The organism is Micromonospora sp. CNZ322 (assembly GCF_007827755.1).
On sequence record NZ_VITD01000006.1, the window covers coordinates 180669 to 204046 of the forward strand.

The 23378-nt window shown below is 71.7% G+C and carries 19 protein-coding genes; 8 read left to right on the forward strand and 11 right to left on the reverse strand.

What is annotated here, in order from left to right; translation table 11 throughout:
* Positions 1–28: 28 nt before the first annotated feature.
* From FB453_RS16720 to FB453_RS16730, 3 genes are all read right to left on the reverse strand, one after another.
* Complete coding sequence (locus FB453_RS16720) at positions 29–1546, reverse strand: bifunctional cytidylyltransferase/SDR family oxidoreductase (RefSeq protein WP_145791340.1); 1518 nt, start codon at positions 1544–1546, stop codon at positions 29–31.
* 146 nt (positions 1547–1692) lie between these two features.
* The gene (locus FB453_RS16725; protein ID WP_112585647.1) at positions 1693–2469 is read right to left on the reverse strand and encodes an ABC transporter ATP-binding protein; all 777 of its coding nucleotides are present in this window, start codon (positions 2467–2469) and stop codon (positions 1693–1695) included.
* Positions 2470–2503: 34 nt separating this feature from the next.
* Entirely contained in the window at positions 2504–3397 is an 894-nt protein-coding gene (locus FB453_RS16730; protein ID WP_145791342.1) for an ABC transporter permease, read from the reverse strand.
* Positions 3398–3577: 180 nt separating this feature from the next.
* Between FB453_RS16730 and FB453_RS16735 the strand changes: the two genes are divergently transcribed.
* The 3 genes from FB453_RS16735 to FB453_RS16745 all read left to right on the forward strand — a co-directional run bounded on the left by FB453_RS16735 (position 3578) and on the right by FB453_RS16745 (position 8439).
* Complete coding sequence (locus FB453_RS16735) at positions 3578–4216, forward strand: TetR/AcrR family transcriptional regulator (RefSeq protein ID WP_145791344.1); 639 nt, start codon at positions 3578–3580, stop codon at positions 4214–4216.
* Positions 4217–4341: 125 nt separating this feature from the next.
* Positions 4342–6453, forward strand: coding sequence for a DUF6077 domain-containing protein (locus tag FB453_RS16740; protein ID WP_145791346.1), 2112 nt, complete (start codon positions 4342–4344; stop codon positions 6451–6453).
* Between the two features lie 228 nt (positions 6454–6681).
* A complete protein-coding gene (locus tag FB453_RS16745) occupies positions 6682–8439 on the forward strand; it encodes a CDP-glycerol glycerophosphotransferase family protein (RefSeq protein ID WP_186718340.1) in 1758 nt (585 codons plus the stop codon).
* A gap of 106 nt (positions 8440–8545) precedes the next feature.
* Here the strand turns inward: FB453_RS16745 and FB453_RS16750 are convergent, their stop codons facing one another.
* A complete protein-coding gene (locus FB453_RS16750; protein ID WP_145791348.1) occupies positions 8546–8884 on the reverse strand; it encodes a DUF952 domain-containing protein in 339 nt (112 codons plus the stop codon).
* A 113-nt stretch (positions 8885–8997) separates the two neighbouring features.
* On the opposite strand from FB453_RS16750, the gene FB453_RS16755 reads away from it, so the two are divergent.
* The 3 genes from FB453_RS16755 to FB453_RS16765 all read left to right on the forward strand — a co-directional run bounded on the left by FB453_RS16755 (position 8998) and on the right by FB453_RS16765 (position 11503).
* A complete protein-coding gene (locus tag FB453_RS16755; protein ID WP_112585549.1) occupies positions 8998–9309 on the forward strand; it encodes a hypothetical protein in 312 nt (103 codons plus the stop codon).
* Positions 9310–9406: 97 nt separating this feature from the next.
* Positions 9407–10063, forward strand: coding sequence for a response regulator transcription factor (locus FB453_RS16760; protein ID WP_091401433.1), 657 nt, complete (start codon positions 9407–9409; stop codon positions 10061–10063).
* 9 nt (positions 10064–10072) lie between these two features.
* Positions 10073–11503, forward strand: a complete 1431-nt coding sequence (locus tag FB453_RS16765; protein ID WP_145791350.1) for a sensor histidine kinase — start codon at positions 10073–10075, stop codon at positions 11501–11503.
* Between the two features lie 10 nt (positions 11504–11513).
* Here the strand turns inward: FB453_RS16765 and FB453_RS16770 are convergent, their stop codons facing one another.
* The 4 genes from FB453_RS16770 to FB453_RS16785 form a co-directional block, all read right to left on the reverse strand.
* Positions 11514–12413 (reverse strand): TAXI family TRAP transporter solute-binding subunit, encoded by a 900-nt coding sequence (locus tag FB453_RS16770; protein WP_486480317.1) that lies wholly within the window; start codon positions 12411–12413, stop codon positions 11514–11516.
* Positions 12414–12534: 121 nt separating this feature from the next.
* Entirely contained in the window at positions 12535–13281 is a 747-nt protein-coding gene (locus tag FB453_RS16775; RefSeq protein ID WP_486480304.1) for a hypothetical protein, read from the reverse strand.
* Between the two features lie 106 nt (positions 13282–13387).
* Positions 13388–14185, reverse strand: coding sequence for a peroxide stress protein YaaA (yaaA, locus tag FB453_RS16780; RefSeq protein ID WP_145791355.1), 798 nt, complete (start codon positions 14183–14185; stop codon positions 13388–13390).
* 65 nt (positions 14186–14250) lie between these two features.
* Positions 14251–15906, reverse strand: a complete 1656-nt coding sequence (locus tag FB453_RS16785) for a glycosyltransferase family protein (RefSeq protein WP_145791358.1) — start codon at positions 15904–15906, stop codon at positions 14251–14253.
* A 174-nt stretch (positions 15907–16080) separates the two neighbouring features.
* Between FB453_RS16785 and FB453_RS16790 the strand changes: the two genes are divergently transcribed.
* Positions 16081–17121, forward strand: a complete 1041-nt coding sequence (locus FB453_RS16790) for an App1 family protein phosphatidate phosphatase (RefSeq protein WP_112585653.1) — start codon at positions 16081–16083, stop codon at positions 17119–17121.
* Positions 17122–17128: 7 nt separating this feature from the next.
* Here FB453_RS16790 and FB453_RS16795 read toward each other — a convergent pair whose 3' ends face one another.
* Positions 17129–17776 (reverse strand): TetR/AcrR family transcriptional regulator, encoded by a 648-nt coding sequence (locus tag FB453_RS16795; protein WP_486480305.1) that lies wholly within the window; start codon positions 17774–17776, stop codon positions 17129–17131.
* 83 nt (positions 17777–17859) lie between these two features.
* On the opposite strand from FB453_RS16795, the gene FB453_RS16800 reads away from it, so the two are divergent.
* Positions 17860–18867, forward strand: coding sequence for an alpha/beta fold hydrolase (locus FB453_RS16800; protein WP_486480306.1), 1008 nt, complete (start codon positions 17860–17862; stop codon positions 18865–18867).
* A gap of 219 nt (positions 18868–19086) precedes the next feature.
* Here the strand turns inward: FB453_RS16800 and glgB are convergent, their stop codons facing one another.
* Both glgB and FB453_RS16810 read right to left on the reverse strand, forming a co-directional pair.
* On the reverse strand, positions 19087–21189 hold the full coding sequence (gene glgB / locus FB453_RS16805; protein WP_145791361.1) for a 1,4-alpha-glucan branching protein GlgB: 2103 nt from the start codon (positions 21187–21189) through the stop codon (positions 19087–19089).
* The gene (locus tag FB453_RS16810) at positions 21177–23354 is read right to left on the reverse strand and encodes an alpha-1,4-glucan--maltose-1-phosphate maltosyltransferase (RefSeq protein WP_145791363.1); all 2178 of its coding nucleotides are present in this window, start codon (positions 23352–23354) and stop codon (positions 21177–21179) included. The genes glgB and FB453_RS16810 overlap by 13 nt, the downstream gene beginning before the upstream one ends.
* Positions 23355–23378 lie beyond the last annotated feature (24 nt).

Sequence of the window (23378 nt, forward strand, 5' to 3'; positions counted from 1 at the left end):
TCCGTTCGTGGTTCCGCAGCCGTCGGCGTCAGTTCGCGGACGTCGCGCCGGCCGGCGTCTCGACCCGACCCGACCCGGACTGCGCCGGCACGCTCGGCGTGGGCCCGTCACCGGGTGCCCGGCGTACGTCGATCACCTGACCGGTCAGGTCGGAGATCAGCACGTCCAGCGACGACTGGGCGACGGCCTCCGCGGCGAGCAGGGTGTGCTCCGGCTCCTCGCCGAAGGCCCGCGTCCGCATCGGCGTGGCGGTGCGCTCCGGGTTGATGCAGTTGACGCGGACGCCCACGTCGGCCCACTCGTCGGCGAGCGCCTGGGTGAGGTTGACCAGGGCGGCCTTGGTGGCCGAGTAGAGCGCGTAGCGGGCCCGGCCCCGGGTGTAGGAGCTGGAGGTGTAGAGCAGCAACTGGCCCTTGGTCTGCTGCAGGTACGGGAGGGCCTGGCGGGCGATGGTCACCGGGCCGACGAAGTTGACCTGGAGCACCCGGTCCATGGTCTCCTCGTCCATCTCGGCGAGGGCGCCCTTCTCCAGGATGCCGGCGGTGACCACCACGTGGTCGATCCGGCCGGTGGCCTCGAAGGCGGTCGTCAGCGCGGCCTCGACGTCCTCGGCCCGCTCCACGTGGGTGCCCGTGCTGGAACGGCTGAACGGAAAGACCTGGGCGCCGTAGCGCCGGGCCAGCTCAGCCAACTCGTGGCCGATGCCGTAGCTGCCGCCGAACACCACGATGGTCCGGCCGGTCAGCTCCTCGCTGTAGCTGCGGTGGTCGGTCAGTCGGGGCGCCTGCGCGGCGGCGAGCTGGAAGAGCTTGTCCGCCAGGTGCACGTCGACCGGGTGGGTGACCTTGATGTTCTCGTCCGAACCGTCGATCACCTTGATCGGGGTGCCGGGAAGGTAGCGCAGCACCACGCCACAGTCGTCGGTGGCGGCGAAGTCCGGGTCGTCCTCGGCGATCTGGTACGCCGCCCGGATCGTGGGGGAGCGGAACGCCTGCGGGGTCTGACCACGGCGCAGCCGGGAGCGCACCGGGATGTCGGTGATGCAGTCGTTGTCGTCGACCTGGATGATCGTGTCCGCGGAGGGGATGGCCACGTCCACGGCGTCGTAACTCCAGAGCGCGTTGACGCACTCGCGCACGATCCGGCCGCTGAGCAGCGGGCGTACCGCGTCGTGGAAGAGGATGTTGCAGTCTTCCGGGCCGACCGCGTCCAGGGCGATCCGGGTGGTGGCGTTGCGGGTGTCACCGCCCTCGATCACCTTGGTGACCTTGCGCAGGCCGGCCTTCTCGACGATCTGCTGGGCGTCCTTGACGTGGCCGGTGGCCATCAGCACGATGATCTCGTCGATCTCCGGTGCCGCCTCGAAGACCGCGAGGGTGTGCTCGATGATCGGCTTACCGGCGATCTTCAGCAGCTGCTTCGGGATGCCGAGCCCCAGCCGCGTCCCGGTGCCGCCGGCCAGAACCACCGCCACTGTCCGCGAGGGCCGCCACGGCGTCGGGGTCTCCGCTTCGGCGTCCGGGCCAGGGGTCTGGTCCTGCGTCATTGCCGGATCCTCACTCTCAGGGATGCGTTAACGGAAGGTTCCGCCCGAGCGGCGACGGAATGAACCTTAACGCGCGGACCGCGTCGCCCCAACGCGGGCGACGCGGTCCTCGGGTGCCATGTCGATGCCGGACGTTCGCCGGAACTCTACTTGCTGTTCGCGTATGCCTCGTACGCCCGGATGACCTCGTCGGTGGGGCCATCCATCCGGATGACGCCCGATTCCAGCCAGATCGTCCGTTCGCAGGTGTCCCGTACGGAGGAGAGCTGGTGGCTGACCAGGAACACCGTCCCCGCGCCCTCCCGCAGCTCCCGCACCCGCTGCTCGCTGCGCCTGCGGAAGCCCTTGTCGCCGGTGGCGAGCGCCTCGTCGATGAGCAGCACGTCGTGCTTCTTGGCGGCGGCGATGGAGAACCGCAGCCGGGCCGCCATGCCCGACGAGTACGTCCGCATCGGCAGGCTGGCGAAGTCACCCCGCTCGTTGATTCCGGAGAAGTCGATGATTCCCGCGGCCTGCTTGGCCACGTCATCGGGGTGCATGCCCATGGCCAGGCACCCGAGGACGACGTTGCGCTCCCCGGAGAGGTCGTTGAGTAGGGCGGCGTTGACGCCCAGCAGCGACGGCTGCCCCTGGGTGTGGATGGCGCCCCGGTTCACCGGCAGCAGACCGGCGATGGCCCGCAGAATGGTGGACTTGCCGGAGCCGTTGCTGCCGATCAGCCCGATCGCCTCGCCCCGGTACGCGGTGAACGAGATGCCCTTGACCGCGTGCACCTCCCGGACGTTCGGCGCGTGGGTGCGCTTGACCAGCCGGCGCAGCGCGGCCACCGGCGTGGTGCCACCGGCGGCACCCTGGTGCACCCGGTAGATGATGTGCGCGTCGTCCACGACCACTGTCGGGATGCGCTCCTGGGTTCGGGTCATCGTCGCGCTCGCCTCGGTGGGGGCGTCGAAGTGATCAACCACGGCCGTACTCCTGTTCGCCGCGCCAGAAGTAGATGAAACCGCCGATGCCGGCGACCAGCGCCCAACCGGCGCCGACCAGCCAGAGCTGGGTCAGCGACTCGTTGAGCAGCGGCGCCTCCTCGAGCAGCGCGTACCGCGCCAGCTCGATGTAGACCAGCAGCGGGTTGTACTGCACCACTGTCGTCGCCCAGCCGGGCAGCCGGTCGAAGAGGCTGACGCTGTAGAGGACGCCGGAGCCGTACATCCAGGTACGCATGATGAACGGCATGACCTGCTTCAGGTCGCTCGACTTGGCGCCGAGTCGGGCCACCAGCAGCACCACGCCGGCGTTGAACACCGCCTGCAGCAGCAGCGCCGGCACCAGCAGCAACCACTCCCAGGTGAGCGGCTCGCCGGTGACCAGCACGATGCCGACCAGCACCACCATCGAGGCCAGCAGTTGCTGGAACTGGGTGATCGTGGTGGACAGCGGCAGGCTGGCCCGGGGGAAGTGCAGCGCCCGGATCAGCCCCAGGTTGCTGCTGATCGACTGGGTGCCGGCCAGGACCGCGCTCTGGGTGAAGTTGAAGATGAACAACCCGGTGGTCAGGTAGGCGATGAAGTTCGGGATGCTGTTCTGTGCAAGCACCACCCCGAAGATCAGGTAGTAGACCGCCGCGTTGGTGAGCGGGGTGAGCACCTGCCAGAGCTGACCCAGCTTGGCGTTGCTGTACGAGGCGACGAGCTTGGCATTGGCGTACGCGGCGATGAAGTGCCGGTAGGCCCAGAGTCGGCGGCTGTACTCGACGAGGCTGGGTCGCTCACCGGCGACCCGTAGCCCGTGCCGAGCGGCCAGCTGCGCCTGGGTCAGGCCCGTGTCGGGGTCGACCAGCGCGGTGGTGGCCATGGAAATGGCGCTCCGATCTTTCGTGCAGACGGGGGTTGCTCGCGACGATCGAATCCTAGTGGGAAATTTGCGCGGGGCGCCGCCTCGTCGCTGCGAGGACAGTAGTCCGAAACACGTCGGGACGCAACCGTACCGTCGTTGCGCTACGCTATCCGGCGTGACCTGCGATAAGAGCCCTCGATGACCACCGAGAAGAGGCGGGCGCCGGCCGGCGCGGCGGTGCTGCGCGACGAGATCACCACGGCGATCCGCCGGGCGCTGATGCAGGAGCTCGCCGCTGTCGGCTACGGCCGGCTCTCCATCGAGGCGGTGGCCCGGCGGGCCGGCGTCAGCAAGACGGCGATCTACCGACGGTGGAGCTCGAAGCTCGATCTGGTGCTGGAGGTCGTCGCCGCTGCGGCACACGGCAAGCTCCCCGCACTGGACACCGGGACGCTGCGCGGTGATCTCGCGCTGCTGTTCCAGGCGGTGGCGCACGCGCTGCGCCACCCACTGGCGTCGCAGATCATTCCGGATCTCCTGGCCGAGGCCGCCCGCAACCCCAGCATCGACGCGACCCTGCGTCAGGTGCTGCACGCCCGTCAGCAGGAGATCGGCGGTCACCTGGTCACCCGGGCCGTGCAGCGTGGCGAACTGCCCGCCGACACGGAGCTGGACGCCGCCGTCGACCTCATCGTGGGGCCGCTCTACTGGCGGCTCGCCATCGCCCGTCTCCCACTGACCGACGGCTACCTCGACAATCTGGTCGAATCCGTGGCGGCCGGGCTCGGCGCCGACAGCGTGCTGCCCCGCCCGCGGGCGGCACCGATGGCGGGTTGACCAGCTCCCCGACACTCGGTCGCCGGCAGCAACGGCACCCCTGCCCGATTCCGCTACGCTGCCCCCTTGACACCCGGCCGTCACCGTGCCGACGCCCCTCATCCGCCCGACGAGTAAGGACGCCCGTGGCCAACGTCGACAGCATCGCCGTAGCGCCCGCCGAACCGGATCCGACGCCGCGGCCCGGGCAGGCATCCCGGCCCGCCGACGCCCGCAAGGGTCTGTCCCGGGTACGCGCGCTGGTGGCCGTCGCCCCGGCGGTGCTCACCGATGGTGCGGTGATCGCATTCGCGCTCTTCACAGTGCTCTACCACCTGGCCTTCCTGGGTGACCTGCGTCCGTCGGTCACCTTCCGGATCTGGCTGCTGGCCTGTGTGGTGCTCGCGGTCGTGGCCGTGCTGCGTGCCCGCCGCCGCGCCCCGGCCGACAGCGCCCCGGCCGACAGCGCGTCGGCGGCACGGGAGGAGCCCGTCAGCGCGCGGCCCGCCGCCGACCGTCGCCTGCTGATCGGTGTGCTGGCCGCCGCCGCCGTGGCCGCCGTCTCCGCCGGTCTGGCCAACACCAGCGTCAACGTCTCCTGGTGGATCCCGGCCGTGTCCGGCCTGCTCGCGGCCGTCGGCGGGCTGCTGCTGGTGCGCCAGGCCTGGTTGAGCGGGCCGACGCCCACGCCGGCCGCCCCGGCGCCCACCCCGGCGCAGTCGGCGTACGCGCTGGTCGTCTCGGTCCTGGTCGGCATCTCGTCGTTCTTCATGGCCCGCAACACCCCGGACGACGTGTACTACGTCGGCAAGTCGGTGTGGATCGCCGAGCGTGACCTGATCCCGCTCAACGACTTCCTGTTCTCCGAGAACGTGCTGCCGTCGATGGGCTCACAGCCGCCCATCCCGTCGATCGAGGTGTTCGACGGCGCGTTCGCCAACGTCATCGGCATCCACGCCAGCTCGGCCCTCTGGTACGTGCTGCTGCCGATCATGGCGGTGCTCGCAGCGCTGGCGCTGTGGCGGCTGACGCACCGGTGGGCCCCGCGCCGTCCGGTGCTCGCCTTCACCGTGGCGATCGCGTACCTCTACCTCGTCGCGGGCGGGGACGCCGCACTGGGCACGTTCCACCTTCCCCGGCTGCACGAGGGCAAGGGCATGTTCGTCTCGGCGGTCATCCCGCTGATGTGGCTCTACCTGACCGAGTGGTTCGACAACCGGTCGCGGCGCAGCCTGCTGCTCATCGTGGCGCTCTCCATCACCGCGATCGGGCTCACCAACACCGCGGCGATCATCCTGCCGATGCTGGTCGCCGCCGCCGGCTTCGCCATGCTGCTGGTCGGTCGGTGGAAGGCCGCCATCGTCGCGGCGGCCGCCGCCCTCGCGTACCCGATCGGCTCGCTGGTGGTCTCCCGCCTGGTGCTCGGCGGGATGAGCGCGACCGGCGCGGACGACGCCTTCTTCGACGCGGCGTACACCTACCGGCGGACCCTGCTGTTCGGCGTGGTCGGGGTGATCAGCGGTCTGGCGCTGTGGTGCGGCGCGTTGCTGGCCCGTCGGCGTACGCCCGCGCTGCTCGCCGCCGGTGCCGCCCTCGCGCTGAGCGTGTTGTTCGTGCCCGGCGTGCTGGAGCTGCTGAGCGCGTTGAGCGGCATCTCGGTGGTGCTCTGGCGCGTGCCGTGGCTGCTCGCCCTGCCGACGCTGATCGGTCTGCTCTGCACCGTGCGCGTGCCGGCACCGACCCGGGCGCTGCGCCGGGCGGCGTCCGGGGGGATCGCGGTGCTGCTGGTCGCCTCGTTCGCGTTGTTCGCCACGCCGATGTGGTCGCCGAAGAGCTGGGTCGAGGTGCACGACCGCCCCACCTGGAAGCTTCCGCAGCAGCGTCAGGCGATCGCGTTCTGGATCAAGGACCTGGACCGTCCCCAGGGCCTGCTGCTCGCCCCGAAGACGATCATGCGCACCACGCCGATCGTCACGAGCGAGGTCCGGGTTGTCCTGCCCCGTGACTTCTACCTCGTCGAGTACGACCTCAACTCCCAGTTCGCCAAGGACCGACTGCTGCTCTCCGGCTTCGCGGACGGCGCCGCCAGCCCGACGCCGGCCGAGTTGAAGCCGGCACTGGACCGCCTCGACGTGGGCACCATCTGCGTCTACAACGGCAACCGGTACGCCCGCGACACCGCGCCGCAGCTGGGCTACCAGGAGTTCGCCAAGCGCAAGGCACCCGGCGCGATGACCTGCTTCCGGCGGGTCGGCTGAGCGCTTCACCCGCACCGAGCGCCCGGCCCCGCGGTGGGGTCGGGCGCGCCCCGGTGCGGAACTTTGCCCGAAATGGTGCCGGATACCCGAGCGACACCGAGCTGTCCCCTCGCGTTAAGGTCGCAGTCACACGCAGCCGGCCGCTACTGAGCCGTTGTGCGACGGGGGAGTGACGTCGGTCCATCACGGGCACCGCCCGCAACGAAATCTCGTAGGGAGCGAACTCGTTTGTTCGGCACGTTGACAGGACGCCTCGGTGTGGCCGCCCAGAGTGCGCTACTGGTCCTGGCCTACCTGGTCATGCTCGTCGGTGGCGTATTCGGTTGGATCGGCCTGTTCGCCGTCGCCGGGTTGGCCGCCATCTTCGGCGAGTTCGCCGTCGCCCGCTGGTCTCCGTCGTCGCAGCTGCTGCTGGAGAAGGTGGGCCTGCACTGGTCGTACCGGCAGCTGACCCGGGACCTCGCGGCCGTGTTGCTGGTCGTTGCCGAGGTGCGGCTCAGCGGTGGCGAGCTGACCCTGCTGCTGGTGCTGCCGGCCGCGGTGTGGGTCGTGTCGGTCTTCGCCGGTGCGCTCTCCACCATGATCGAGCGGCGTAACCCGCTCTCCGCCATGGTGCGCAACATCGAGCTGGGTCCACTGTCCAGCGCCCCCCAACCGCCCGCCTGGGCGGCGGCGGTCGCCGGTGACCGGATGCCCCTGCTCAACCTGCTGCTGGTGCCGGCCGGCGTGGCCGCCGCGGTGCAGCACGATCCGACGCCGTTCTTCGCGGCCGGCGCGGTGGCGGTCGTGGCGACCGGTCTGGTGGGCGCCATCATCGCGCTGACCTGGCTTCGGGGTCGGGGCGCCGGGCAGGGCCCGCTGCTGCCGGCGGTCCAGCGCTGGCTGGACAACTACCGGCCGGAGGTGGCGCTCTACTTCGCCGGCCCGGCCAAGGACGTCTACCAGGCGAACATGTGGCTCGCCCCGACCGAGGCGCTCCAGCAGCGCGCGGTGGTGCTGATGCGCAGCCGGGAGGCGTTCCTGGAGTTGGCCGACACCCGGCTGCCGGTGATCTGCGTACCGGCCGGGGTCGACTTCATGAACCTCGACCTTGGCGGCATCCGCGCGGCGCTCTACTCCGCAAACGTCGGCGCGAACATCCACATGCTCCGCGAGCCGGGTACGAAGCACGTCTTCGTCGGGCACGGCGACAGCGACAAGCAGGCCAGCGTCAACCCCTACAGCAAGGTGTACGACGAGGTCTGGGTCGCCGGCCTGGCCGGCCGGGAGCGTTACGCGCGGGCCGGTGTGGGTGTGCTCGACTCGGACATCGTCGAGATCGGCCGGCCGCAGCTCGCCGGTGTGCACACCTTCGGCGCCGAGTCGGTGGACCGGCCGTTCACAGTGCTCTACGCGCCCACCTGGGAGGGCTGGCTCGACGACGACCCGTACCACACCTCGCTGGTGCTGATGGGTGAGCGGATCGTCAAGGGACTGCTCGCCACGAACCCCCGGGTCCGCCTGATCTACAAGCCGCACCCGCTCACCGGGTCGCGGTCCAAGGCGGCGAAGGCCGTGCACGACCGGGTCGTCACGGCGATCCGCGCCGCTGGCGGCAACCCGGACGCGTCCTCGCTGGACGGCACCGCGCACCTGGTGGTCACCGGCCGCACGCCGGCGCTGTTCGACTGCTTCAACCAGACCGACCTGCTGATCAGCGACGTGTCCAGTGTGGTGTCCGACTTCGTGCAGAGCCAGCGGCCGTACGTGGTGGCCAACCCGGCCGGCCTGTCGGAGGACGACTTCCGCCGCGAGTACCCGACGGCGCGGGCCGCGTACCTGCTCTCCAAGGACTGCGGCGAGCTGGAGAAGATCGTGTCGGTCACCCGGGCCGGCGACGACCCGATGACCGAGGCCCGCCGGGAGCTGAAGACCTACCTGCTCGGCCCCGCCGAGGCGAACCCGATGGACCGGTTCCAGCAGGAGATCGACCGGCTCTGCCACTGAGCCCCGTCACTACGGCATCGCGCCCGGCCCGACACTGTCGGGCCGGGCGCGTCCGTGTCAGCCAGCAGGGCGGCCACCGCGTCAGCCCAGCAGGGCGGCCACCGCGTCAGCCCAGCAGGGCGGCCACCGCGTCGGCGGCCGGAAGGTCCGCCGGCAACGCCCGCGCCGCCACCACCGCCGTGACCGGCAGCGGGCCGTACACGTGCGGGAAGAGCTGCCCGCCGCGCGACGGCTCCCACCGCAGCGCGTCGCCCAGTCGCTCCTCCTCGACGCTGAGCACTGTCAACCCGGTCGCGCCGGTGAAGTGCCGCCGCGCCGTCTCGACCACCTGGTCGGCGCCGGAGAGATGGATGAACCCGTCCTGCCGGTCCACCGCCGAGCCGGTGAAGGCACCGGCGGCGAGGGCGTCGTCCCATTCGGCGCTCGACAGCAGTTTGTAGATCACCACAGCAGCGTACGGGGCCGTGGTCGGCGCGCCCGCCCGGTTTTCGCCGGTACCGCCGCGCCCGTCGCCTCCCGCCGGGCATGCTCAGGTCAAGGGCCGCGGAGGGATGGGCGATGCAGAGCTACGACGACGACTGGACCGACAGCCAGCGCGCGCTGTACGACGAGTGCTACCAGGCCGGCGGCGAGTGGGCCGATGACCCGGACACGTCGTCCGACGACGTGCAGCATGTGATCAACCTTGCCGAGGCGGACGATGACGCCCTCCAGGATGCCGAAATCGACTATCCGGCCCTGGTCGACGCGGTCACCCAGGCCAGCGGGGTCAACGTCACCAGCGTGCCGGCCAGCCACGAGGACCCGGGCTTCCGCGGGTTCACCGACGGCGTCCGGGACGCCATCGCCGACGACACCTTCGGCCTGTAGCGGCCGGTAGCCCGCCCAGCGCGGGTGGGCGGCCTCCCGGTCCCCGCGCACTTCTGCCACCATTCGCAGAACAGCGCTGCGAGGGACGGGGGCACGGGTGCGGATCCTGCTGGTGGAGGACGACCGCCGGGTGGCCGCTGCGCTGTCCTCCGCCCTCACCCGCCGGGGGTACGAGGTCGAGCACGCCGCCACCGTCGCCGCGGCGCTCTCCGCCGCCCCCTGTGACCTGGTGCTGCTCGACCTGACCCTGCCCGACGGGGACGGCACGGACCTGTGCCGGGAGCTGCGTCGGCGCAGCAGTCAGCTCGGCATCATCGCGGTGACCGCCCGGGGTGAGGAACGTGACCGGGTGCTGGGTCTGCGCCTGGGCGCTGACGACTACGTGGTCAAGCCGTTCTCGATGGTGGAGTTGCAGGCCCGGATCGAGGCGGTGCTGCGCCGCGCCGCGAACGCCGCGCCCGAGCGGCACCTCATCGAGGCCGGGCCGGTCCGCATCGACGTGGCCGCGCGGACGGTGACCGTCGACGGCCGCGCCGTCACGTTGACCCGCAAGGAGTTCGACGTGCTGCTCTCGCTGGCCCGCCAGCCCGGGGTGGCGGTGCCCCGCGATCGGATCCTGCTCGACGCCTGGGGCACCACCTGGGCCGACCGGCACACCGTCGAGGTGCACGTCGGGTCGCTGCGCGGCAAGCTCGGCGACGCCCGCCTGGTGGAGACCGTACGCGGTGTCGGCTACCGGCTGCGCGACGCGTGAGGAGCTGACGTGCGCCGTCGCCTGGTGATCAGCTATCTGCTGCTGATGGTCCTCGTCCTCATCGCGTTGGAGACCCCACTGGCCGCCACCATGGCCAGCCGCGAGACCGAACGGGTCCGCGCCGACCGGCTCGCCGACGCCACCCGGTTCGCCTCGCTGGCCGGCCCGGCGTTGCGCGACGGCGGGCCCGGCCCGATCGAGTCGGAGCTGACCAGCTACGACGACCTGTACGCGATCAGCGCCGCGATCGTCGACCGGGACCGGAACATCCCGGTCTCGTCGCCGAGGTGGCAGGCCAGCCCGGGGACCGCGACGGTGTTGGACGTCGCGCTGTCCGGGCAGCAGACCAGCGCCCCCGAGTCGGTCTGGCCGTGGACGACCGACCCGGTGGTGGTGGCGGTACCGATCAACGACGGAGGTGAGGTGCTCGGAGCGGTGGTGATCGTGACCCCGGCCGGTCCGATCCGCCGAGCCGTCGTCGCGTGGTGGCTGCTGCTCGCCCTGGCCGGTCTGCTCGCCGTGCTGGCCTGCGTGCTCACCGCGTTCGGGCTGGCCGGTTGGGTGCTGCGTCCGGTCACCGAACTGGACGCGGTCACCCACGAGATCGCCGAGGGCGACCGGGGAGCCCGGGTGCAGCACCGGCTGGGACCGCCGGAGCTGCGCCGCCTCGCGGCCAGCTTCAACCACATGGCCGACGTGGTCTCCGACGTGATGGATCGGCAGCGGGCCTTCGTCGCGCACGCCAGTCACCAACTGCGTAACCCGCTCACCGCGCTGCGGCTGCGGGTGGAGGAGTTGGGGCCCAGCCTCACCGACCCGGACGGTCGTTCCGAGCACCGGCTGGCCCTGGAGGAGACCGACCGGCTCGCGCTGGTGCTCGACGCGCTGCTCACCCTTGCCCGGGCCGAACGGGAGGAGAACGAGCGCGTCACCGTGGACGCCGCCGCGGTGGCGGCCTCCCGGGTGGCCGCGTGGGCGCCGCTGGCCCGGCACCGGTCGGTCGCGTTGCGGCTGGCCACTACCGACGCCCCGGCGTACGCCCAGACCGTGCCGACCGCCGTCGACCAGGCGCTGGACGCGCTCATCGACAACGCGGTGAAGTTCAGCGGGGCGGGCGGGGCGGTGACGGTGACGGTGGCCCGCCGCGACGGCGGGGTGGCGCTGGAGGTTCGCGACTCCGGCCCCGGCATGACCGAGAGTCAGCTCGGCCAGGCGACCGAGCGGTTCTGGCGGGCCCCGGACGCGCAGAACGTGGACGGCGCGGGGCTCGGTCTGACCATCGCGGCCGTGCTGGTGGACGCCTCGGACGGGCGGCTCACCATGCGCCCGGGGGAGTCGCGGGGGCTGGTCGCCGCCCTGTGGTTCCCGACGCCGACCCTTCTGGTGGAGCCGGAGGAGGAGGAACCGGCCGCCGACCTGCGACCCTCCCCGGCGCGGTGAGGCCCGGCCGTCACGGTTTGGTGGCGCGGTACCAGGACGCGGCGCCGGGGTGCAGCGACAGCGGTGCGGTGACGATCGCCGAGCGAGGGCTCATCCGTCCCGCCGCCGGATGGGCGGCGGCCAGCTCGGCGCGACGGTCCATCAGCAGCCGGGTCACCTCACGGACCAACGGCTCTGGCAGGTCGGCCCGGACGATCAGGTAGTTCGGGTCGGCCACGGTGGTCACCGCGTCCACCCCGTACACCGAGCGGGGGATGTCCCGGGAGACGTAGACCTGGCCGTAGCGTGAGCGCAGCGGCTCGGTCCACTCGCTGAGGTCCACGATCCGGATGGCGCTGGCGTCGGCCAACTCCTCGATTCCCCGGACCGGCAACCCACCAGAGAAGAAGAACGCGTCGATCCGCCCGGAGCGCAGAGCGGCCACCGAGTCGTCCAGTCCGAGTCGTTCGCGACGCACCTCGTCACCACCGAGGCGGGCCACCTCCAGCAGCCGGGTCGCGGTGATCTCGGTGCCCGAGCCGGCAGCACCGACGGAGACTCGCCGGCCGCGCAGGTCGGCGACCGTGCGGACCGGGCCGCCGCTCGTGGTGACCAGGTGCAGTTGGTCGTCGTACACCCGGGCGACGGCGTCGACAGTGGGGCTTCCCGCCGTGTTGGTGGGCAGCACGTCGGCCTGGGTGAAGCCCAGCTCGGCCCCGCCGGAGCCGACGAGCTGGACGTTCTCCGCCGAGGCGGCGGTGATCACCACGCTGGCCCGTACGTCGGGGAGTTCCCGGTTGAGGATGGCCGCCAGGGACTGCCCGAACGCGTAGTAGACAGCGGTGGGGCTACCGGTGGCGATCCGGATCGACGTCGGCTCGGTCGGGGCGTCCCGGCAGCTGGCGATGGCCAGGTTCGCGATCAGCAGCACCGTCGACAGGGTGGCCAGGCCGGCCCGGCGGGACGAGGTACGACTCACGCGGTGCACTGTGCGCCGTCGGGCGGGTGCGCGCAAGCCCGGGTTGGCGACGTGCCGGACGGTCGGAACCCGATCAGCAGGCCGCCCGACCTGCCGGCGCCACGCCCGCGCCCCGTGCCGACGCCTGGGTCACCCCGGGCGCCGTCCCGGGTTCCGCGATCGGGCCGCGCGCCGGCTCCAACGCCGCACTGCGCAGGATCCGCTGCCGGTCCGGGCCGTCGGCCACGCTGACCAGGAAGCAACCGGTGCCGGGGCGGAGCCGGGCCGGCACGTCGAGCACGGCCGCGCCCCGGATCAGCACCGCGGCCAGCTCCCGGTCGGTGAGCCGGACACCGAGGATGTGCCGGCGGACGTGCCGCCCGGCGGCCAGCAACGCCGAGCGCCAGGCTGCTTCCGCCAGGCGGGTCACCAACCGTCGGCGGGCCGGTGAGGCGCCGGGCAGCGGCCCGCCGAGCAGCTCGCGTCGCCCCTGCCACCAGCCCGCGTCCAACATTCGGGTGTACGCGCCCTGGTGCTCCCGGGGCACCCACAGCCGGTGCAGCTCGTAACGGCGACGTAGGCCGCCGACGGCCACCTCGTGGGTGACCGGGATGTCCAGCCGGTTGAGCAGTTGCCGCATTCGCTGCGCGGCGTCCTCCCGGTTGAACTCCACCCCGGCGGTGTGCTCGGCCCGTACCGCGCTGGGCCGGGCGGCGGTCGGTGGCGGTGTGCAACGCAGCAGGCAGGCAGCCTCGAACGCGTCGCCCAGTGTCAGCCAGCCCAGCGGGGACGGGGTGGTCGGGGTGTGGGGCCGGTCGAGCACTAGGGGTTCGTGGGTCAACGGAGGCTCCCTTGTCGGAGTCTGGGTTGCCCTACCGTGGCCCCTGGCACGCCGTTACGGAACCGGTCCGGCCCAGCCTTGAGCAAATCTTGCGGCTGCGGTGCGGCTACAGGTCTGTGACCACCAGATCCAGTTGCCGCACCCGGCCCGCGGCGGTGGCCTGCTCCAGCACTGTGTGCTTCAACTCCCGCAGGGTGCCCACCAGTTCCGCAGCGTTGCGCGGTCGGGCGCCGGCGACGAGCAGGTCCCGGACCAGACGCCCCTTGGTCGCCTTGTTGAAGTGGCTGACCACCGAGCGGACCGGCACGCCGTCGACCTCCCGCTCGTGCAGAACCCGCACGGTGACAGTGCGCTCGGCCAGCTCACCGCGCGGCGTCCAGGTGGCGGCGTACGCGCCGGAGCGCAGGTCCAGCACCGGGCCGCGCCCGGCGGCGCCGTCCACCGCCGGCGTCAGTTCCCTGCGCCAGTACGTCGACAGCGCCCCGACGTCGGGCAGGCGGGCGCCGATGGGGCAGCGGTACGGCGGGATCCGGTCGGCCAGTCGGACCGCGCCCCACAACCCGGAGCTGATCAGGATCGACCGGCGGGCCGCCCGTTGTGCCGTGGCCGGCAACGAGGCCAGGTCCAACGCCTCGTAGAGCACCCCGGTGTAGAGCCGCTCGGCCGGTGCGGTGGCCGCCTCCCGCAGTCGGGCGTTGCGCCGCAGCTCGCCCCGCTGGCCCTCGCTGAGGCCGAGCGCCGCCCGAGCGGCCTCCTCGTCCGGCCCGGCGCTCAGCGCCACCAGGGCGTCCAGCACCCGTTCGCGGGCCGGGTTCAGCTCGGGCAGCGAGAGCCGGTCCGGGGTCCAGCGCCGCCCGGTGCCGGCGTCGGCCTTTCCCTCCGAGGGCGGCAACAGGATGAGCATGGGTCTCCTCGACGGGCGAAACGGCGGCGCCCCACGCGCCGGCCCGGCCAGCGTACGACCAGCCCCTACCGCCAGGGCCGCACCGGGGTGTCGGGGTGGTACACGCGATAGCCGCCGACCTCCCGCACCAGCGCGGCGTCGGCCCGGTCGGCGAGCAATTGGCGCAACCGCCGGTCCATCGGCGAGTCGACCTCGACCACGTAGCCCGGCCGTTCGGCCCGCCCCACCTGCCGCCAGTACGGTCGGTAGCGGTTCTGGCCCGGCGACAGGTTTCCGTTGAGCACCCCGCAGACCACCGACTCATCCGTGTTGAAGATCAACCGGTTGCAGGTCCAGTAGTCCCCGTACACCTCGTGGGGTCCGTCGGCGCGCAGCGCGGCGGCCAACTCCCGGGCCTGGCGCTCCTCGGTCCGCGACGCCGCGGTGCCGGTGGCCGCGAACAGCACGGTGATCACCAGGGTGGTCACGGTCAGCGCGGCCAGCACGGCGGCGGACAGCGCGCCGGTGAACCGCCCCAGCACGCTGCTGGTGCCCCGCCAGGTGGTCAGCGCCGCCACCCAGAGCGGCCAGAGCACCGCCGGCAGCGACAGTTGCAGCACCGACAGGTACCGGGCGTTGTCCAGCGGGCTGGTCGCGGCGAGCGGACTGCGCACGTACGACAGCAGTGTCAACGCCGCGCCGGCGATCAGCGCGAGCTGCACGACCGGCCCGACCCGCTCCCCACGCAGCCCTCCGGTCCCGCGTCCGACCCGCTCCCCACGCGGCGCCCCGGCGGCGCGGCGGTACGCGAGCACCGCGAGCGCCGCGGCGACCAGCAGCAGCACCGGGTACAGCACCCCGAACCACTGTTGCCAGCGTCCGCAGCCGTCCACCGGGCAGAGCCCGTGCGCCAGCGGCACCCCCTCCAGCAGGCCACCCCGGACCCGGTCGGACCACGGCGGCTGGGGCCCGGCCTTGGTGCTGACCTCCCGGAACACCGACAGCGAGTCGTCACCTGGCCCGGCCCGCAGGTTGTCGACGATCATCGGAGCCAGGCCGACGACCAACCCCGCCACCAGCAGCAGACCGGACCAGCCCAACAGCTCCCGCCGCACCGCCCAGACCAGTGCCAGCCCGGCCACCGCGAGGTACGGCAGGATCAGCCAGTCCGACCAGACGGACAGCCCGACGAGCAAGCCGAACAGGCCGATCGCGAGCCGTCGGCGGTGGACCGTGCCGGCGGCCAACCCCACCGTGATCAGCAGCATCAGGAGCACCGCCGGCTTCACCTCCGGCCGCCCACCGACAACGGTGAGCTGGTCACGCACCACCCGCTCCGGGCCGAGCGCGAGCAGACCCACCACGAAGGCGGCGAACCACGGGGTGCCGAGTCGGCGGGTCAGCCGGTGGATCAGGTAGAGGAAGACCGCGTAGAGGGCGAGCATCGGCAGCCGCAGCACCGGCCAGCTCGGCCCGAACACCGCCACCAGGGGAGCGGCCAGGTACGACTCCAACATCCCCATGTAGTGCTGGCCGTAGAGGAAGACCGGGTGTTCCCGGCTCTGCCCGATGTGCAGCGCGGCGAGGCCGAACGTTGCCTCGTCGCTGTTCGACACCGGCACCGTGAAGAGCGTCAGGACCAGCCGGTAGACGACACCGGCGAGCCCGAACAGCAGCGCGACGAGCGCCGGCCGATCGAGTCGCGGGCGCCATCGCCCACGGTGCTGCTCTGGATGCGACACGACCAGCGCCCCCGTCGTCGTCCCGACCGGAGTGTTTCACGTTCGGCCGGGTCGCCGAGGTGGATCGGCGCAGCCGGGGTGGGGCTGGATCGGCTCCACGGTGGCCGGGCCGCGGTCGCGCGGCCCGGGTCGGCTCGCGTGGCCGTGGCTGTCGACGTGTGGCAGGGTTGGCGCGTGCCACCCACTCCCGCCGGCCAACTGGCCGTTCCGAACCTGCACCGGGCTGCGCGGATCGAGGACGCCGTGCACCAGCTCGTCGAGCGCCGGCTGCGACGCACCGGCTGGCGGGTCAACATCGTCGCGTACACCGGCTACGGTGCGCCGGGTTGGGTGCGGGTGATGTGTCGGGTGCTGCTGGGCCGTCCGGACACCCGCCAGCGAGGTCGGCTGGACAAGGTCCGCGGCTGGCGCAGCTTCACGACGCTGCCGAACAAGCACGTCACTGTGACCATCGAGGCCGGCGGGGTGCGGCACGAGACGCGGGCCGACCGCAGCGGCTTCGTCGACACACTGGTCGAGGCGGACCTGCCGCCCGGTTGGGGTACGGTCCGGCTCAGTGTCCCGGACGCCGAACCGGTCGACGCCCCGGTGCGCATCCTCGACCCGGAGGTCAAGTTCGGCATCATCTCCGACATCGACGACACGGTGATGGTGACCGCGCTGCCCCGGCCGCTGCTCGCCGCATGGAACACGTTCGTGCTCGACGAGCACGCCCGTAATGCCGTTCCCGGTATGGCGGTCCTCTACGAGCGGCTGGTCACCGCGCACCCCGGCGCCCCGGTCTTCTACCTCTCCACCGGCGCCTGGAACGTGGCACCGACGCTGACCCGGTTTCTGTCCCGGCACCTCTACCCGGCCGGGCCGCTGCTGTTGACCGACTGGGGTCCGACCGCCGACCGGTGGTTCCGCAGCGGGCGGGAGCACAAGCGGGTCACCCTGGCCCGGATGGCCAAGGAGTTTCCCGACGTGAAGTGGCTGCTGGTCGGCGACGACGGGCAGCACGACCAGGAGATCTACCGGGAGTTCGCCGCTGCCCACCCGGAGAACGTCGCCGGGGTGGCGATCCGCCGGCTCTCCCCGACCCAGGCGGTGCTGGCCGGCAGCCTGCCCGCCCCGGCCGGCTCGTCGTCGGCGGGACCGGTGGGGCAGAAGTGGCTGTCCGCCCCGGACGGCGCCGGCCTGTGGCAGCTACTGCGCGACGCCGGCCTGGTGTGACGGCCGATCAGGACGACGGATTCCCGGCGTCCTGCGGTGCGGTGCCGAGGGACCGGCGAAGCATGGTGACCAGTTCCTCGGCTGCGTGGCGGCTGTCGAAGTCGGGGTCGGCCAGGCACTCCGACACGATCGCGTCGATGGCCCCGTTCACGATGACGGCGGTGGCCTGCGGGTCGATGCTGGGCCGGTAGTCGCCGGCCGCCCGCGCCGCGTCGATCAGACCGGCGACCGCCTCCCGCCGACTGCGCGCGTTCGGCGTGTCACCGATGCCGGTCTCCTCGCTCAACGCCTCGACGATCATCCGCGTGTGGTCCGGGTGCTCCCGCAGGTACGCCACCAGGGACCGGACGTAGGCCTCCACCGCGGGCGCACCGGATCGCGACCCGACTTCGGCGCCGACGTACTCGGTGAGGGACTCCAGGACCGAGGCGTAGGCGGTCCGCACGACCGCGTCCTTGGACGGGAAGTGGTAGAGGACGGCCGCCTTGGAGATGCCAGCCGCCTCCGCGATCCGGGCGAGTGAGGTGCCCGAATAGCCGTGCCGGGCAACCAGATCGATGGTCACGCCAATGAGTTGCGCCTGTCGCGCCTGCTCGGTGATCGTGAGTGGCTTGGCGGCGCGGACCTGCGCTGACGTGGCGTCGTTCGGGTGCACCCGCTTACCGTACCGGCCCCTTCGCCCCCCACCTTCTGACCTGATGGTTGTATTTTCTACCACGCGGTTAGTAATCTGACCTCATGGTGATGAACGTCGTGCGGAGGGTGGGCACATTCCTGCGAGCGCATCGGCGCCTCCTGATCCGGGCCGCCGCGGTGCTCGCGGTGATCACGGTGGCGATCGCGTACGCGCTGCGCGACCCCGCACCCGTCGGCTACTTCACGTCGACGGAGTCCCACGACCGTTTCGTCGGTGCGTACCGGGAGGCGATGGCGCAGTTGCCGGCCCCCGACCGCACGCTCGATGTCCGGACCGGATACGGCGTCGTGCGGCTCTACCACTTCAGCGGCGGCACCGAGCCGACAGCCGCGCCCCTGCTGCTCCTGCCCGGCCGGGCGTCGGCGTCACCGGTTTGGGCGGACAACCTGCCGTCGTTGCTGCGACTGCGCGGCGTCTACACCGTCGATCTGCTCGGTGAGCCGGGCATGAGTATTCAGCAGCGCCCCATCACGGGCACGACGGCACACGCGCAGTGGTTGCACGAGGTCCTGCTGGCGCTGCCCGAGCCGATCATCCACCTGGTCGGCGTGTCGTTCGGCGGTTGGACGGCGATGAACCTCGCGGTGCACCGGCCGCAGAAGGTGGGGAGCGTCGTGCTGCTCGATCCGGTCCTGGTCTTCGCTGGTCTGTCAGCGGAGGTGGTGCTGCGGTCCATCCCGGTGAGCGTTCGCTGGGCGCCCCGATCCTGGCGGGACAGCTTCACCAGTTGGACGGCGAACGGCGCCCCGGTGGAGGACGTACCGGTCGCCCGGATGATCGAGGCCGGCATGCAGGCGTACGTGATGAAGCTGTCCGCCCCGACCCGGCCATCCGAGGACCAGCTTGCGGCGGTCGACGTCCCGGTGCTCGTCCTGATGGCGGGAAAGTCCCGGCTGCACGACGCTGGCGAGGCCGCGAAGCTGGCGGAGCGGTCCCTGACCCACGGCACCGTGAAGACCTACCCGGACGCTTCGCACGCCCTCAACGGCGAATACCCGAACGAGATAGCCGCCGACATCTCCGCGTTCCTCCGGGCGGAGCAGCCATGATGCCCCGGCCGCGATCCTGCCTGCCGCCGAGGTTGCCGCGCTGGGCTACGGTCCCATCCGACCCGCCGGGGCGGGAGGTGGGAAGTGACGGTGGATGGCGTGGCACGCACGCTTCGAGGCTCGACGAGCGGACGCGCTCGATCACTTGATGCTGAGTAGTTGCCAGAAGATCCACAGAACTACTCAGCATCAAGTGATCATGGGGAGAGCGTCAGCGGGTCAGCCCTGGCGGAGCCAGACGGCACCCAGCGGCGGGACCTGGAGGGCCGCCGAGGCAACCATTCCGTGCCACGGCACGTTCTCGGCGTGCACCGCACCCATGTTGCCCACCCCCGACCCGCCGTAGTGGTGGGCGTCGGTGTTGAGCACCTCGGTCCACGTTCCACCGGCCGGTAGGCCGATCCGGTAGTCGTGCAGCGGCTGAGCGGAGAAGTTCGCCACGCACACCAGCGTCGAGCCGTCCGGGGCGATCCGGACGAACGACACTGTGTTGTTGGCGACGTCGTCGCCGGCGATCCAGCGGAACCCGGCCGGCTCGGTGTCCTGTGCCCAGAGCGCCGGGGTGTCCCGGTAGACCCGGTTGAGGTCACCGACGAGTCGTTGCACACCGGCGCGGGCCGGGTCGTGCAGCAGGTACCAGTCGAGGCCGCGCTCCTCGCTCCACTCCCGGTCGTCGGCCAGTTCGGAGCCCATGAAGAGCAGTTGCTTGCCGGGGTGCGCCCACATGTACGCCAGCAGCGCCCGGACGTTCGCCAGCCGCTGCCAGGTGTCGCCGGGCATCTTGCCGGCCAGTGAGCCCTTGCCGTGCACCACCTCGTCGTGGCTGATCGGCAGCACGTAGTTCTCGCTCCAGGCGTACGCCAGGGAGAAGGTGAGCTGGTGGTGGTGGTGCTGGCGGTAGATCGGGTCCTTCGAGGTGTAGAGCAGGGTGTCGTGCATCCAGCCCATGTTCCACTTGAACCCGAAGCCCAGCCCGCCGTCGGCGGTTGGGCGGGTGACGCCCGGCCAGGCAGTCGACTCCTCGGCGATCATGACGACGCCGGCGTGGTGCTTGTAGACGGTCGCGTTCACCTCCTGCATGAGCGCGATGGCCTCCAGGTTTTCCCGGCCGCCGTACTTGTTCGGGGCCCACTCGCCGTGGTTGCGGGAGTAGTCCAGGTAGAGCATCGAGGCGACCGCGTCGACCCGCAGCCCGTCGACGTGGAACTGGTCGCACCAGTAGAGCGCGTTGGCGACCAGGAAGTTGCGCACCTCGTTGCGACCGAAGTCGAAGACGTACGTGCCCCAGTCGGGGTGCTCGCCGCGCCGTGGGTCGGGGTGCTCGTAGAGCGGGGTGCCGTCGAACCGCGCGAGGGCCCACTCGTCCTTCGGGAAGTGCGCGGGCACCCAGTCCAGGAGTACGCCGATGCCGGCGGCGTGCAGCCGGTCGACGAGGTGGCGGAACTCGTCCGGGTCGCCGAACCGGGAGGTCGGCGCGTAGTAGCCGGTCACCTGGTAGCCCCAGGAGCCGCCGAACGGGTGCTCCATCACCGGGAGGAACTCCACGTGCGTGAAGCCCAGCTCGGTGACGTACGCGGTGAGTTGTTCGGCCAGTTCGCGGTAGCCCAGGCCGGGCCGCCACGAGCCGAGGTGCACCTCGTAGACGCTCATCGGTTCCTGGTGCGGCTGCCGTTCGGCGCGCCGGGCCAGCCAGTCCGCGTCGTCCCACCGGTACGTCGAGTGGTGCACCACCGAGGCGGTGGCCGGCGGCACCTCGGCGTACGCCGCGAGGGGGTCGGCCTTGTCCCGCCACTGCCCGTCGGCGCCCAGCACCCGGTACTTGTAGCGGGCCCCGGCCCGGGCGTTGGGGACGAACAGCTCCCACACCCCGCTGGAGCCGAGTGACCGCATCGGCCAGCCGTCGTCGGGGCCCCAGCCGGTGAAGTCGCCGATCACCCGCACCCCACGGGCGTTGGGCGCCCAGACGCCGAACGCCACGCCCTCGTCGAAGACCCGGGCGCCGAGCGCCTCCCACAGTCGCTCGTGCCGGCCCTCGCGGATCAGGTGCAGGTCCAGCTCACCGAGGGTCGGCGGGTAGCGGTACGGGTCGTCGTGGGTGGTGCCGTCGACCTCCACCCGGTAGTCGAGCACGGTGCCGTCGACCTGCGCCTCGAAGATGCCCACGTCGTGCACCCGCTTCATCGGGTGCCGTTCGTCGCCGACGAGCAGCGCCACGTCGGCGGCGCCCCGGCGCATCGTGCGGATCGTCGTCGAGGAGTCGGCGGGGTGCGCGCCGAGCAGCGCGTGCGGGTCGTGCGTCGCGCCGGAGATCAGCTGGTCCATCGGGCGTCCTTCGGAGCGGGAGCGGTCGGCGCGGAACGGGACGAACGGGCGGCGGACAGCCGGGACGCCACAGTGGCCGGGGTCGTGGCCGGAGTCTTCGTGGCCGGTGTCGTCGTGGCCGGTGTCGTCGGCGCGGTACCGCCGGAGAGGTCGTCGGGCACCTCGGCGACGGTGAGGTCGGCCGGCTCGGCGCCCGCCGGCAGCGGCACGGTCGGCGGGGTCGGGCGACGCACTGTCAACACGTGCGCCGGTTGCAGGTACGGGTCGAGCCGTACCGCGTTGCGCTGACCCCAGTCGTAACTGGTGCCGGTCAGCTCGTCGTACACCGCGAACCGTTCGTGCCAGTCGAAGCCGAGCGCCGGCATGTCGAGGGTGGTGTTGCCCCACTGCACCTCGCGCGAGTCAAAAGAGCAGATCACGATGACCGTGTTGCCGGTCTCCGGATCGTGCTTGGACCAGCAGAGCAGCGCCGGGTTGTCGATCTCGTGGAAGCGCAGGTTGCGGAGCTGATGCAGGGCCGGGTTGTGCTGGCGTACCCGGTTGAGGGTGGCCAGGAACGGCGCCAGCGAGCGGCCCTGCGCCTCGGCACCGGCCCAGTCCCGGGGTCGCAGCTCATACTTCTCGTTGTCCAGGTACTCCTCGGCGCCCGGTCGGGCCACGTGCTCGAACAGCTCGTAACCGGCGTACAGGCCCCAGGAGGGGGAGAGCAGCGCGGCCAGCACCGCCCGGATCTTGAACATCGGCGGGCCGCCGTGCTGCAACGACTCGTGCAGGATGTCCGGGGTGTTCGGCCAGAAGTTCGGCCGCATGTAGTCGGCCGCCTCGATCAGCTCCTCGCAGTACGCCCGCATCTCGGCCGCCGTCGTGCGCCAGGTGAAATAGGTGTACGACTGCGTGAAGCCGATCTTGCCGAGGCCGTGCATGATGGCCGGCCGGGTGAACGCCTCGGCCAGGAACAGCACGTCCGGGTCGACCGCCTTCACCTCGGCGATCAGCCAGTGCCAGAAGTCGAACGGCTTGGTGTGCGGGTTGTCCACCCGGAAGATCCGAATGCCCTCGCCGACCCAGTGCAGCACCACCCGCAGCACCTCGGCCCGGATGCCCTCCGGGTCGTTGTCGAAGTTGACCGGGTAGATGTCCTGGTACTTCTTCGGCGGGTTCTCCGCGTACGCGATGCTGCCGTCGGCCCGGGTGGTGAACCACTCCGGGTGCTCGGTGACCCACGGGTGGTCCGGCGCGCACTGCAACGCCAGGTCCATCGCCACTTCCAGGCCCTGTGCCGCCGCCGCCTGGATGAAGGCCCGGAAGTCCGCCTGCGTACCCAGATCGGGGTGGATCGTGTCGTGGCCGCCCTCGGCGGCGCCGATCGCCCACGGCGAGCCCACGTCGGTCGGCCCGGCGGTGAGCGCGTTGTTCGGGCCCTTGCGGTTGACCCTCCCGATCGGGTGGATCGGCGGCAGGTAGAGCACGTCGAAGCCCATCGCGGCCACCCCTGGCAGCCGCTCGGTGGCGGTCGCGAAGGTGCCGGACCGCCCGCCCACCGCTCCTTCGGAGCGGGGGAAGAACTCGTACCAGGCCGAGTAGAGCGCCCGCTTGCGGTCAACCCAGATCGAGTACGCGTCACCGGCGGTGACCAGCTCCCGGACCGGGTGCTCCCAGAGCAGGTCGGCCAGGCCCAGCGCCGGGTCGACCCGCTGCGCCAGCGGCAGGTCGGTGTCGACCAGCGCGGTGAGCGCGTCGGCGACCCGGTGTCGGTCGGCGGCCGGCACGAGGCCCCGGGCGGCGGCGAGCACCCGTGCGCCCTCGGCCAGGTCGTTGGCCAGGTCCTCCGGCCCCTGCCCGGCGGCGATCTTCTTGGTCACCGCGTTCTGCCAGGTCAGGTACGGGTCCTGGAACGCCTCCACCGAGAAGGTCCACGAGCCGACGGCGTCCGGTGCGATGGTGGCGTGCCAGCGGTCCTGGCCGGGCTCGCCGGGGCGCATCCGGGTGAAGGGCCGGCTCGCGCCGTCCGGCCCAGCCCACACCACGTTGCAGCCCAGCGCGTCGTGCCCCTCCCGGTAGGCGCGCGCCGACACCGGAACGGGCTCGTCGACCACCGCCTTGGCCGGGTATCGCCCGCACGAGACGACGGGGGAGACGTCTTCGATCGGGAACCGTCCAGTCACCCCGCCAACCTACTGCGCGAGATC

What these genes read in the sequence shown, in the direction of transcription:
- FB453_RS16720 (WP_145791340.1), bottom strand. Translation starts at nt 1,546, where the DNA reads ATGACGCAGGACCAGACCCCTGGCCCGGACGCCGAAGCGGAGACCCCG.
- FB453_RS16725 (WP_112585647.1), bottom strand. Translation starts at nt 2,469, where the DNA reads ATGACCCGAACCCAGGAGCGCATCCCGACAGTGGTCGTGGACGACGCG.
- FB453_RS16730 (WP_145791342.1), bottom strand. Translation starts at nt 3,397, where the DNA reads ATGGCCACCACCGCGCTGGTCGACCCCGACACGGGCCTGACCCAGGCG.
- FB453_RS16735 (WP_145791344.1), top strand. Translation starts at nt 3,578, where the DNA reads ATGACCACCGAGAAGAGGCGGGCGCCGGCCGGCGCGGCGGTGCTGCGC.
- FB453_RS16755 (WP_112585549.1), top strand. Translation starts at nt 8,998, where the DNA reads ATGCAGAGCTACGACGACGACTGGACCGACAGCCAGCGCGCGCTGTAC.
- yaaA (WP_145791355.1), bottom strand. Translation starts at nt 14,185, where the DNA reads ATGCTCATCCTGTTGCCGCCCTCGGAGGGAAAGGCCGACGCCGGCACC.
- FB453_RS16800 (WP_486480306.1), top strand. Translation starts at nt 17,860, where the DNA reads ATGGTGATGAACGTCGTGCGGAGGGTGGGCACATTCCTGCGAGCGCAT.
- glgB (WP_145791361.1), bottom strand. Translation starts at nt 21,189, where the DNA reads ATGGACCAGCTGATCTCCGGCGCGACGCACGACCCGCACGCGCTGCTC.